Annotated in this window: 13 protein-coding genes and 1 tRNA gene; 4 read left to right on the top strand and 10 right to left on the bottom strand. The window is 33.3% G+C overall.

The features are described from left to right. Positions 1–21 precede the first annotated feature (21 nt). The 4 genes from Q0409_RS01975 to Q0409_RS01960 all read right to left on the bottom strand — a co-directional run bounded on the left by Q0409_RS01975 (position 22) and on the right by Q0409_RS01960 (position 2,277). Positions 22–567, bottom strand: coding sequence for a hypothetical protein (locus tag Q0409_RS01975; protein ID WP_298534530.1), 546 nt, complete (start codon positions 565–567; stop codon positions 22–24). Positions 568–620: 53 nt separating this feature from the next. Continuing rightward, positions 621–1,466 (bottom strand): UTP--glucose-1-phosphate uridylyltransferase GalU, encoded by an 846-nt coding sequence (gene galU, locus Q0409_RS01970; protein WP_298534528.1) that lies wholly within the window; start codon positions 1,464–1,466, stop codon positions 621–623. 217 nt (positions 1,467–1,683) lie between these two features. Beyond that, positions 1,684–1,770: transfer RNA gene (locus tag Q0409_RS01965), tRNA-Leu, on the bottom strand. A gap of 93 nt (positions 1,771–1,863) precedes the next feature. Next, a complete protein-coding gene (locus tag Q0409_RS01960; RefSeq protein ID WP_298534525.1) occupies positions 1,864–2,277 on the bottom strand; it encodes a DUF371 domain-containing protein in 414 nt (137 codons plus the stop codon). Positions 2,278–2,381: 104 nt separating this feature from the next. On the opposite strand from Q0409_RS01960, the gene Q0409_RS01955 reads away from it, so the two are divergent. The 3 genes from Q0409_RS01955 to Q0409_RS01945 all read left to right on the top strand — a co-directional run bounded on the left by Q0409_RS01955 (position 2,382) and on the right by Q0409_RS01945 (position 4,254). Beyond that, complete coding sequence (locus Q0409_RS01955) at positions 2,382–3,320, top strand: DUF1848 domain-containing protein (protein WP_298534523.1); 939 nt, start codon at positions 2,382–2,384, stop codon at positions 3,318–3,320. A 44-nt stretch (positions 3,321–3,364) separates the two neighbouring features. Next, complete coding sequence (locus Q0409_RS01950; RefSeq protein WP_298534520.1) at positions 3,365–3,712, top strand: DUF3795 domain-containing protein; 348 nt, start codon at positions 3,365–3,367, stop codon at positions 3,710–3,712. 83 nt (positions 3,713–3,795) lie between these two features. Next, positions 3,796–4,254, top strand: coding sequence for a DUF123 domain-containing protein (locus Q0409_RS01945; RefSeq protein WP_298534517.1), 459 nt, complete (start codon positions 3,796–3,798; stop codon positions 4,252–4,254). Between the two features lie 98 nt (positions 4,255–4,352). Here the strand turns inward: Q0409_RS01945 and cfbC are convergent, their stop codons facing one another. The 6 genes from cfbC to Q0409_RS01915 all read right to left on the bottom strand — a co-directional run bounded on the left by cfbC (position 4,353) and on the right by Q0409_RS01915 (position 11,866). Further along, positions 4,353–5,156, bottom strand: a complete 804-nt coding sequence (gene cfbC / locus Q0409_RS01940) for a Ni-sirohydrochlorin a,c-diamide reductive cyclase ATP-dependent reductase subunit (protein ID WP_366940040.1) — start codon at positions 5,154–5,156, stop codon at positions 4,353–4,355. Between the two features lie 50 nt (positions 5,157–5,206). Further along, positions 5,207–6,463, bottom strand: coding sequence for a peptidase U32 family protein (locus tag Q0409_RS01935; RefSeq protein ID WP_298534514.1), 1,257 nt, complete (start codon positions 6,461–6,463; stop codon positions 5,207–5,209). 97 nt (positions 6,464–6,560) lie between these two features. After that, on the bottom strand, positions 6,561–8,003 hold the full coding sequence (gene purF, locus Q0409_RS01930; RefSeq protein ID WP_298534511.1) for an amidophosphoribosyltransferase: 1,443 nt from the start codon (positions 8,001–8,003) through the stop codon (positions 6,561–6,563). Positions 8,004–8,276: 273 nt separating this feature from the next. Continuing rightward, positions 8,277–9,602, bottom strand: a complete 1,326-nt coding sequence (locus tag Q0409_RS01925) for a hypothetical protein (protein WP_298534509.1) — start codon at positions 9,600–9,602, stop codon at positions 8,277–8,279. A 64-nt stretch (positions 9,603–9,666) separates the two neighbouring features. After that, positions 9,667–10,641 carry a UDP-glucose 4-epimerase GalE gene (galE, locus tag Q0409_RS01920; protein WP_298534507.1) on the bottom strand — a complete coding sequence of 325 codons (975 nt, stop codon included), beginning with the start codon at positions 10,639–10,641 and terminating at the stop codon, positions 9,667–9,669. A 241-nt stretch (positions 10,642–10,882) separates the two neighbouring features. Beyond that, positions 10,883–11,866, bottom strand: coding sequence for an NAD(P)/FAD-dependent oxidoreductase (locus Q0409_RS01915; protein WP_298534605.1), 984 nt, complete (start codon positions 11,864–11,866; stop codon positions 10,883–10,885). Positions 11,867–12,013: 147 nt separating this feature from the next. Here Q0409_RS01915 and Q0409_RS01910 point away from each other — a divergent pair, with 147 nt between their 5' ends. Then, positions 12,014–12,289 (top strand): hypothetical protein, encoded by a 276-nt coding sequence (locus tag Q0409_RS01910; RefSeq protein ID WP_298534504.1) that lies wholly within the window; start codon positions 12,014–12,016, stop codon positions 12,287–12,289. Positions 12,290–12,399 lie beyond the last annotated feature (110 nt).

Below are 12,399 nucleotides of genomic sequence, written 5' to 3'. Positions count from 1 at the left end.
AATTGCAAAATAAAATTTAAATTAAATGTCAATATCATCTAGGCTTTCAGGCTTCTTGCCTCTTACCCTTTTAAAAAATCCTAATTCTTCAAATTCATTTAAAGTGTATTTCATCTGTGCCAATTTTGTATATGCTATATCCAAACGATTTTCCAGATTGTAGGTTCTTTGATTCTGACGAATCCTGGATTTCCTTAAGTCTCTTTCCAGATTAGCAATTTCATAATTGGCATCATTCAGTTCTTTTGTCAACTTATCTATAAGCTCATTTAATTTTTCATTGTCCTGCCTTTCAGCTTTAAGATATCTCCTAAGAATATCAACCCTATGATTCAATTTCTTGGTTTCAAAGGCTAATTCTTCAATATCATACTGCTTAAGTTCCATTTCCATTGATTCAAATCTCATAATGTCTCTTGAAAGGTTTTCCCTTTCTATAGCAAAATGCTCTATCCTATCTTCATAGGATTCACACCTTTCCTTGAGAATGCGATTTTCCTTTCTGTAATTGGAAAGCTGTATCTTCAGCTCTTCGATTTCCTCTTCAAGGCTTTTCTCATTAATCATTGAATCACTTAAACAATTGAAAAATTAAAAATAAAAAGTGGATAATTGTAAAATTAAATTATCTCATTTTTAATAAAGTTTAGAATTTCATCTTTAGCCTTTTCATCTTCCAATGCAAATCTTAAGGAAGTTTTTAACCAATCGATACGGTTACCTATATCATAGGATTGGCCTTTAAAGACTTGACCATAGATTTCATCCAATTTAGACAATGCATCAGTCAATTGAATTTCACCACCATAACCTGGCTCTACATTTTCAATGCAGTCAAAGATGTCTGGAGTGAGAACATATCTTCCCATAATAGCCAAATTACTTGGTGCAACTCTTAACGGTGGCTTTTCCACCAATTTATCGATTTGATAGATATTAGGTTCAATCTCTTCACCGCCAATGATACCGTATCTTTCTACCTTTTCATCAGGAACCTCTTCCAAAGCGATGACTGACTTGCCATATTTCTCATAGATGTCAATTAATTGTTTTGTGCATGGAACAGTGTCTTTAGTGATTGTATCCCCTAACATAACAACAAAAGGATCATTTCCGACATGTTTCTTTGCACAATAGATAGCATCACCAAGACCTTTTTGCTTCTTTTGCCTTATGAAATGAATATCTGCCAAATCAGAAATGTATTCTATTTCCTTTAAAAACTCTTCTTTGCCTTTTGTCTTTAAATGATGCTCCAATTCAAAAGACCTGTCAAAATGGTCTTCGATTGATCTTTTACCTTTACCTGTAACAATTAGAATGTCATCTACACCGGAATTTACTGATTCCTCTATTACATATTGAATAGTAGGCTTGTCATAAACCGGTAGCATTTCCTTAGGTTGAGCCTTTGTAGCAGGCAAGAATCTTGTTCCTAAACCTGCTGCTGGAATAACTGCCTTCATCATTACACCTCAAATAAATTAGAATTTTAAAATTCTTATAAATCTAATAATTCTTATTCAAAGAATTATTTAAATAATTAGTATATTATTATTTTTATTAATAAAAATATATAAATCTGATGAAAAAATAGGCTATTTAAAAAAATAAGCAATCAAAATTTGTTAAAATAAAAAAGTGAAAAATCAAATAAAATCAGATAAAAATAGATTATAAAAATGGTGCAGGGGACGGGAATCGAACCCGCGAAGGGACTAACCCACTAGGCCCTCAACCTAGCGCCTTTGACCGCTCGACCACCCCTGCATAAAAACAGAAAAATAGTACAGTACTATATAATATATTTATTATCTTATTTAAATATTACTACCAACTTAAATAAAAGAATTAGCTCATAAATCAAATAAGCTCAATATTCACATCCATAGATTCACCGTTAGCCAAATCTTTAATCAAATCTCTATTTAAATCAATAGCTGCTTTGTTAGACTTAATCATTAAGGTTCTAGAGCACACAAATGTGCTTTTTCTGCAAACAATATCTGTTGGATGAGACAAGGTTAAATCATGATGACCATAACCCTCTATAGTGTCGGAGGCATTGGGAGTCCTTAATTCGACTATGACTTTTGTATCATCATTAGCCAGTTTTTCCTTAAATCCTTTTGGAAAATCCTCCATTGACTTGTCAATATCCAATCCGATAATGCAATCTCCAGCAAGACTCAAGTCCTTATCCTTTGTGATTTCAAATGTGGATTTATGCAAAGACAATACATTTTCATGCCCTTTTGCCTTAATCTTAAAATTCATAATAAAAGTTATGCAAATTATTTTATAAAAATATTTTTAAAAAACCAATGCCAAATAGATATATGATAAGATAAACAATGTAATTTTTCTAAAGGAGTTTTTAAATGATATTGAATACTGGCTTAAGAACAGACATTCCAGGATTTTTCAGCGAATGGTTCTATAATAGAATAGACGAAGGATTCGTTTATGTAAGAAATCCATATGCTAAAAATCAAATATATTCTTATAGACTAGACCCTGAATTGATAGATTGCATAATTTTCACTACAAAAAATCCAAGGCCTATGTTTAGGAATCTTGAAAAAATAGATAAGTTCAATCAATACTGGCATGTAACAATCACTCCTTATGGAAAAGAAATAGAACCTAATGTTCCACCTGTTGATGAAGTAATCGATAGCTTCAAATTCCTTTCTGAGAGATTAGGAAAAGAAAAGGTGACACTAAGATATGATCCTATTTTCATTAGCGAAAAATACTCTCTAGAAAAACATATTGAATCCTTTGATTACATATTAGATTCTTTATCTGATTACACAACTGAAGCAATCATTAGCTTTATAGATTTATATGAAAAGACAAAGCGCAATTTTCCAAATGCTAAAGAAGTGACTCAAGATGAAAGATTGAGGATTGGAGAGGAATTTGCAAAGATTGGAGAAAAATACAATATTAAAGTCAAGACCTGCGTTGAAGGAACTGAACTGGAAAGATTTGGAATCGATTCAAGTGGATGCATGACCAAGGAAGTCATTGAAAAGGCAATAAATAAGAACCTAAATATTCCAAAGCAAAAGGCAAGAAATGGAGAGTGTTATTGCCTTTTGAATAATGATATAGGAGAATACAACACTTGTGATCATGGTTGCCTATACTGCTATGCCAATTCAAATAAGAGATTGGTCAAAAGGAATTTGAAACTTCATGATCCAAAATCCCCTCTCTTGATAGGGCAAATAAAGGAAGATGATATAATAATCGAAAGAAAACAGGAAAGCTGTATCTCAAATGAAAAGACTAAGCAAACTAGATTATTTTAAAAAATAATTATTTAAAATTAGAGAATAGAAAAAAGGATGATATCATGAATGAATACATAGCATATTGCGGATTGGATTGTGAAACCTGTGAAGCTCGCATAGCAACAGCAAATGATGACAATGAACTACGTGAAAAAGTTGCAAAGCTTTGGAGCGAGCTAAATGGTGTTGAAATAAGCCCTGAAATGATCAATTGTGTAGGTTGTCGTATTGATGGAGTGAAAACTCCCTTCTGTGATTCAATCTGCCCTATAAGAAAATGCGCTTCAACTAAAAAATATGAAACATGTGCAGATTGTGCAGAACTTGAAGAATGTGAAAAAGTAAAAATGATTTTTGAAAACAATCCTGATGCATTAAAAAATCTAAAAGAATATAACATTTACACATAATAATTTATGCACAAAAACATTCCATTAATTTAATAAAAATAATGATTAATTAAATTAAAAATAAATTCAAAAGTTGTTAAATTATGAAAGGAACATACTGTTTAATCATATCTATGAGAAAAAGTGAGAAACTTAACATAGGGCATCTACATCAAGACTATAAATTTAGGAAAGGATACTATGTTTACATAGGTTCAGCAATGAATTCACTTGTTGCAAGAATCAATAGGCATTTGTCTGATGACAAGAAACTTCATTGGCATATTGATTACCTGCTTAAAAATGAAAACAGTGAAATAAGGGATGTTCTCTTTAATGTTTCAGATAAGAAGATTGAATGTGATCTTGCATCAACAATAGCTGAAGATGGTGAGGAAGTTCCTAAATTCGGATGTTCAGATTGCAATTGCAATTCTCATTTAATCTATTTTAAAAGAAAAAGAGAGGCTATGAATTCTGTAAAAAGTGCATATGAAAAGTTAGATATGAAATATCATAATTTAAACTATTTTAAAAAAGAGTTAATTAAAAATAAGAATTAAAAATCAACCAGGAATAAAAAAAATAGTTCTCAGATTTTAAAAAGAAAAAATTAGTTATAAAATTAAAAAAAGTAAATAAAAAAAGAAAAAATAAGCCATTAATCCAAGAATGACTTAAAGAAATTTTCAAAATCCTCATCTCCCATAGGTTCTGGAGTTGAGAAATTGTCATTGATGAAAATATCACTTGCTAATTTTCTATAAGCTTCTGCCTCATTTGAATCAGGAGCATATTCAACAACTGTTTTTGCATCCAATTCACTTCTTTGAATCAAATTGCTTCTTCCTATGACTCCAATGACTTGAGTGTTGATTTTTTCTGCAAAGGAGCTTACAATCTCCTCTTCATTTTCGATTCCTTTGCAATTGCAAATGATACCTCCAAGGTTACCCTTTAGCTTCTTGATTCCTTTGGAAATGTTGTTTGCAGCATATAATGACATGTATTCACCAGATGATACAATGAATACCTCATCAGCATAATCCTCTCTTAGAGGAACAGAAAATCCTCCACAGACCACATCACCTAAAACATCGTAAAGAATAACATCAAACTCCTCATCAAAGGCATTTAGATTCTCTAAACGTTTCATTGCAACGATAACTCCACGTCCTGCACATCCAACTCCAGGTTCCGGACCTCCACTTTCAACACATTTGATTTGATTGAATCCTTCAAAAACCAAATCGGAAAGCTCTGGAGCCTTATTATCCTTTAAGGTGTTTACAATTGTAGGTATCCTTTTACCGCACAAGGTTCTTGTAGTGTCAGATTTAGGATCACAACCTATTACCATAACCTTCTTATCATCTTCACTATAAGCTGCTGCAATATTAGCTACTGTGGTACTTTTTCCAATACCACCTTTTCCATAGATAGCTATTTTCTTTTGTCTTTTCATCTTTACACCAATAGTTTTAAAATAATCCGTAATTTCAGTAAGTATAATAATTATTCTCTTGGAATCAATTTATAAACAAAATCGCTTTCCCTTAATTTCTCATCAATTGCTATTGCCACATTTGAACCTTTCTCTGCCTTTTCAATAGCTTTTCCATCAATTTGCATAGAATCAATTACATGGGTGATTGAACCTGTTGTTGGCCCTTGGACCATAATCTCATCACCAATAGCCAAGTCATCCCATATCTTTAGCTCTGCAACTTTAATCTTATTGTAATAATTAACAACCTTTCCAATATCCTTCTTAATGAATCTGGATTGGTTGTTTTCACTGATTTCATAAGGAACATTGAAGTAAAATCCAGTATCATAACCTCTATTGAATACCTTCATAAGCTCATCCATCCATTTAGGATCATATTGATAGTTTTCTGGATCTTCCTGATACAAGTCAATGGCTTCCCTATATACCTTAACTGCAGTTGCAACATAATCTGGAGATCTTGCCCTTCCTTCAATCTTAAAGGAATCGATTCCAGCTTCAATGAGTTCTGGAATATGTTCTATCAATGCCATATCCTTTGGAGAGAAGAAGTTTGTCCTATAGGAATCATCATAGGAATTGGATATTATGAATGACTCATCATCACATTCTGAGAAATTGATTACATCATCATTCTCATCTTCCTCAAAGCTCAATTTCCATTCCTTTCTGCATGGCTGGAGGCAATCTCCACAATTAGCGCTTCTGCCATACAATCCATAGCTCAAGAAGCATCTGCCTGATATTGCCATGCACATTGCTCCATGAATGAAGACTTCAGTCTCAATGGAGGAATCGCTTTGTTTCAATTTATTAGTGATTTCCTTAATCTCTTCCAAGGACAGTTCCCTTGATAGAATAGCCCTTTTGACACCTAATTTCTCCAATGCCTTCAATGCATAAAAGTTAGTTGTGTTTTCCTGAACGCTCATATGGGCTTCAAGGCCACTTTCGATTGCCAAATCTATTAATGAAATGTCTGATAGGATGATTCCATCTGCACCATATTCCTTGATATAGGGTAATTGTTCCTTTAGCATTTCAACATCTTTGTCTTTCATTATGGTATTTGTGCAGACATATAGCTTAGCTCCATACTCCCTTGTCATTTCACTTGCCTTTTTAATGTCTTCAAGAGAGAAATTACTTGCATTAACCCTCATATTCATATCTTCAAGGCCAATATAAACTGCATCTGCACCGTTTTTAAGTGCACTGGTCAATGAAATAAAATTTCCTGCAGGAGCTAACAATTCCACCATAAAAACAACTCATTAATAAATCAAACAAAACTTCATAAAAATTAAATAAAAATAAAAAATATAAAAATAGAAATTAAAAAAATAAAAAGATGAAATATTATTCATCTTCTTCAGCTGCATCCATTAAAGGTTGATAATAATCATAGTAAGATTCCGCTTCCAAATCCTCTGGAATCTCAGTAGGATAGTCTTCATTGATACAGCCTAAGCATAAATTGTCCCCATCGATGCCAATAGCTTCGATAAGAGACTCAATGCTGATATAACCTAAAGTTTCTGCACCTAACTGTTTTCTGATATCATCGATTTCCAAATTAGCTGCAATCAATTCCTCTTTAGTAGCAAGAGCAACACCGTAGAAACATGGTGCAATTACAGGAGGGCATCCAATCAACATATGCACCTCTTTAGCGCCTGCTGCCTTAAGGATTCTTACCAAGGATTCGGAAGTTGTACCTCTAACGATACTGTCATCGATTACAACAACACTTTTTCCTTCAAGTTCATGTCTTAATGGGTTTAATTTAAGTCTTACAGCAATTTCACGCTCTTCTTGGGTTGGCATAATGAAAGTTCTTCCAACATACCTGTTCTTGATTAGACCTTCACCGTATGGAATTCCTGAAGCCCTTGCATAACCAATAGCTGCAGGGATTGATGAATCCGGAACAGGCAATACCAAATCTGCATCAATAGGGTATTCCTTATACAATGCTTCACCGATTCTAAGTCTTGTATTGTAAACGCTTCTCTCATCGATTACACTATCAGGACGGGCAAAGTAAACATATTCAAACATACAATGTGCCCTTTTGGAACCTTTTGCAGATGGCAAGATATAGGAGTTGACCTTATTGTCCTTGAAGTAAATCAATTCACCTGGCTCCAAATCACGGATAAGCCTTGCATCAATAACATCAAAAGCAACAGTTTCAGATGCAACTACAAAATGGTCATCTGTTTCACCTAAAACTAAAGGTTTCATAGCCATAGGATCTCTTAAAACATACAATTCATCATTGATTAGAATAACCAAGGAATATGAACCTATTAACTTTTGGGAAACTGTATCGATTACCTTAAGGAAGTCCTTCTCAGTCTTAGCCTCTTCCTTAATCAAGTAACAAACAACTTCAGAATCAGTGTCAGATTTGAATTCATAACCTTTCTTAATCAATTCCTCTCTTAATGAACCTGAATTGACAATATCACCATTATGAGCCATAGCGATGAATCCATCATCCAATTCAGTGAAGAATGGCTGTGAATTTTCTATTTTTGATTGTCCAGTTGTGGAGTATCTTACATGTCCAATACCCACATTTCCAGCTAAGCTCTTGATTAAAGCATTGTTGAAAACATCAGTTACCAGACCCATTCCACAATAAAAATTCAAACCATAATTTATGTTATGAGTAGCTATACCTGCAGATTCCTGTCCTCTATGCTGTAAAGCATATAAACCGTAATAAATCAAGTGAGAAACATCCTTAAGATTGTCTTTAGAATGTATTCCTACAATACCACACTTATCTTTCAATATTTAATCTCCTTACCCTATTAAGACATAAAATTTTTAATAATTTTAAATCATGAACATAATATTTTGAACTTAAAAAAATATTATATAATTATTTATAAATTTTCTAATATTTATAATAAATCTTTTTGAAAAAAAATTAGTAAAAAAGTAATAAATAATTATTAAAAAATTATTAAAAAATAGATAGGAAAATATATTGAAATTCTTTAAAAAAATTAGATAAAAAATATAAAAATAGTGAATAAAAAGAAAATTAAAATAACCGATTATTTAACCCCAAAGGTTTGAAAAAGCATTGTAGATTTCTTCCTCATCATCTACATTCTCTTCATCATCATAATCATAATCTTCTTCTCTGTTGCTATAACTTGGATTTTCACTTGAGTCCTCCTCTTCATCCTCAATTGACTTTAAAGACTTGAGATTGAAAACATTTATGTCTTCCTTTTTGGACTCATCAATGAAAGCGTTGGTAAACAAATCATCATCTATGATTGAATCATCAGAATCATCATTTCCTTCAAATCTTTCATTATAGATAAAACCGTCATCCTTTGGAGTGTTGAAAATGTCCTTCTCCTCTATTGTCTCAAATCCTGATGTGGATAATGAAGAGCTTGAAGAGAACTCATCAATGTCATCGAACTTGAAATTGCTTTTGAAATTATTGTAATCCAAATCCTGCTTATTTGTATCAGAGAGGATAAATGCAGTCTTAATGATCTTCAACCAATCCAATGCATCTTCCTTAGACTCTGCACAAATTGCTCCTTGACCTATCATGAGATTTTTAGGACGGAAATTGTCTGTACTGATTAGAATGAACTTATAAACATCCTGAGACAAGTATTCTCCAAAGAGATCATACCACAATTCATTTAAGGAATAGACTTCCAATGAGTTCTTGCTATGAATTCCTTCAAATCGTGATTTCAAATCTGAAAAATCTGACTTGATTTGATCCAATTGTCTTTGGAGTATCTTTACTTCCTCCAATGCCTTTTCATTTTTCTCTCTCAATGATTTGGATTCTTTAACTAAAAGGTCATTTTCTCTACTTATCTTATCATATTTCAATGATTCCTCTTCGAAATCCTTTTTTAGTTCAGCATATTTTCTTTTTGAATCATTGATTGAAGATAGATTGGAAATGCTGTATAATCCTCCACGAATAATTGAATTTGCTATTTCATCCTCCATGAGATTATCATCATAATCATCATATTCATAGCCATTCAATTCATCAAGTGAAGGAAGCTTTAAGTATTCAATGTAATTAAACTCATTCTTCAAGGATTTCTTGAAGTTTTGATATAATTTATGATTTTCTGCATTGTTTTCGGCAGCAATTAAAACCAAATCTGCACCAATTACAGTATTTTTAGCTATTTCAATGTCTTTAGTTGGAATTATGGAAGAGATGTTCACATTAAAATTAGATAAGTCAAAATTGCTTACAGCCTTGGAAAGGAATTCCAAATAATCCAAATTTGTTAGGATTATCCTAACATCAACCAATTCCCCTGCATTTAATTCATTTGAGTAAGTATCTTCAAAATCGTTAAATCCATAATCGTTTTCTTCAAAATTATCCATTTTAACACTCCACTCTAAAAGAAAATCACTTAAATCCAATTATTTTTTTCCAAATTCACAATTCTTAAACATGAATCTTCTTATGCCAATTCCAAGCAGATTCCACTATGTCTTCCAATTCTGTAATTTGAGGTTTCCATCCCAATATCTCTTCTGCCTTTTTTGAATCAGCTATTAGGATATCTGGATCACCTGGACGTCTTCCTTCAATCTTTACATCGAAGTCAATTCCAGTAACCTTTTTGCAAGTGTCAACAACTTCCTTAACAGAAAATCCGTTACCATTTCCCAAATTGAAAATATTGCTGTCATTGAATGGCTCCTCCAAATATTGCAATGCTTTCAAATGGGCATCAGCCAAGTCATTTACATGAATATAATCCCTGATGCAAGTGCCGTCAGGAGTACTGTAATCATCACCAAAAATGGAAATGCTGCCTCTTCTTCCAAGAGCTGCATCCAATACCAAAGGAATTAGATGGGATTCTGGGTCATGGTCTTCACCAATTTCACAATCCAAGTCTGCACCTGCTGCATTGAAATACCTTAATGAAACATATTTCAAGCCACCGAAATCAGACTCATCCTTCAATAGGTTTTCAACCATTAGTTTTGATTCCCCATACGGATTGATTGGCTTCAATTCACTTTCTTCACTGATTGGAATGGATTTTGGAATTCCATACAATGCAGCTGTGGATGAAAAGATAAATTTTCTCACTCTGAATTCCTTCATGATTCTAAGTAAATTCAAGGTGTTTTCATAATTGTTCTTGAAATACTTTTCAGGTTCCTCAACAGATTCCGCTACAGATGAAAATGCCGCAAAGTGCATTACTGCCTCAATATCATTGTCTTGAAAGATTTCCCTCACTTTCTCACTGTCGCTTAAATCTGCATTTACAAACTCTCCCCATTTAACTGCAGACTTATGGCCTTTGGATAGGTTATCCAGAACTATTGTTTCATAACCTGAATTATTAAGCAATTTATTGACATGGGAGCCTATATATCCTGCTCCACCAGTAATTAATATCATATTATCACAAATAGCTAATCATTGATTTAATAAAATACTTTCCTTTATTAAATTTTAAAAATATTTGATTTTTATTCTATGTTTAAAATATATATTAATATTTACTTTATTTTAATGAATATATAACTTTTTACATAAATTAAGTAAAAATAAAGGAAAATTAATTGAAAAAAAGTGAAATAAATAATTAAAATTAACTAAAAGAATATTAAAAAAAGAAAAAAAGAAAATTAGTAAATTATTATAAGAATAATTTACGTAATTTTAAAGCTGCACTTGGTTGAACTTTAATTAAAGCCTTTACAAGTTCAGTGGTTCCAAGAGTTTCAAATTCAATGTCTTGGAAAGCTTTTGCAATGCTGTTTAAGTCATCATCATTTAAAGACCATAAGTAGTCACAAGCTTTGGTGTATTTGTCCATATCGTGACCCATAGCTTCATCAACTAAATCAGCATATTTCTTAAGGAATTCTTTGGAGCAGTCTCCTGCTGCAATAGCTTCAGCAGCGGTTTGTCCTGCCAATTTACCACCAGTAATACCACTGGTGATTCCTCCACCGGTTAATGGGTTAACTTGGCTTGCTGCATCTCCACAAAGCATGATGTTGTCATTGTACATTTCCTTTACAAGTCCACCAACAGGATCTCCACCTACATTCAATTCTACAGGTTGAGCATCCTTAAGTGCGTAACAGTTGTTTACAGCATCAACTAAGTATTCGTAAGCGGATTTTTCAGCCATTTCAGGAATGATAGCAAGTCCTGCATTTACGATATCGTCACCTTTAGGGAATAACCAGAAGTAACCTCCAGGTGCTACGCTACCGAAGTAGAACTCAAGAACATCGTTTCTTTCCATTTTAGCATTACACATTTCAAACTGTACACCAGCTTCCATGTGTTTAGGTTTGGTGATAGCTTTAAGTCCAGCCCATTTAGCTACATGGGATTCAGGACCATCTGCACCGATAAGGATTTTAGCGTTAATGTCGAAAACTTCACCCATGCATTCACAAGTTACAGTGTAGGATCCGTCTTCCTCTTTCTTAAGACCTTTTGCTTGGGTTTTGATTCTGATTTCCACACCTTCTCTTCCTGCTTCCATAGCCAAGTGTTTGTCAAAGACTTTTCTTTCTAAGATGTAACCTGCTTCTGGAAGTTCCACTACATCATTGGTAATCCATACATCAGTTCCATCAGGTGCAATCAATCTTACACCTTCAATTTCCTGAGTTCTAACCGTATCAATCGTGACAGTTGGCTCATTGTTATGGCATTATTCCTTGTTGAAGTTGCCATCATGTGGGTGTCATTGCTTGGCAGAGTCCACTATGGTTATTTCCTTGGATTTATGATCGGCGGTGCAGCACTTATGCTCATCCCCACAGTCATTTATCTGTTCAATCCCACAAAACGCGTACGAGCCAATTTCAACTTTAAGTTGTCCATAATCAATCGCAGTATGATATTCATTGAACTTTTGGTTGTTTGCATACTGGTTGGATTCTTCGCAGTGGGCGCAAGCATTGATGACATTGATATGTTGCTCCAAACAATCATTCTCCCCGGTGTTATGCTCACAAACCTGCCTATCAGTTCAGTCATCTACTACTTGCTGTACAGAAGCAGAAAATATCACACCGCATAATTACATAGCATCAAAAACAAATTGCCGACAAATGTCGGCAATTTTATTTTGCGCACATGCGCGGACTATATCATATACGCACTGCCCTGCATAAACAAAAAACCAAGTCT

The sequence above is a fragment of the uncultured Methanobrevibacter sp. genome, assembly GCF_937898925.1.
Classification (GTDB): Archaea; Methanobacteriota; Methanobacteria; order Methanobacteriales; family Methanobacteriaceae; genus Methanobrevibacter.
The sequence above is the reverse complement of the archived record's forward strand: the minus strand, read 5'-3'. Positions and strand labels throughout refer to the sequence as shown.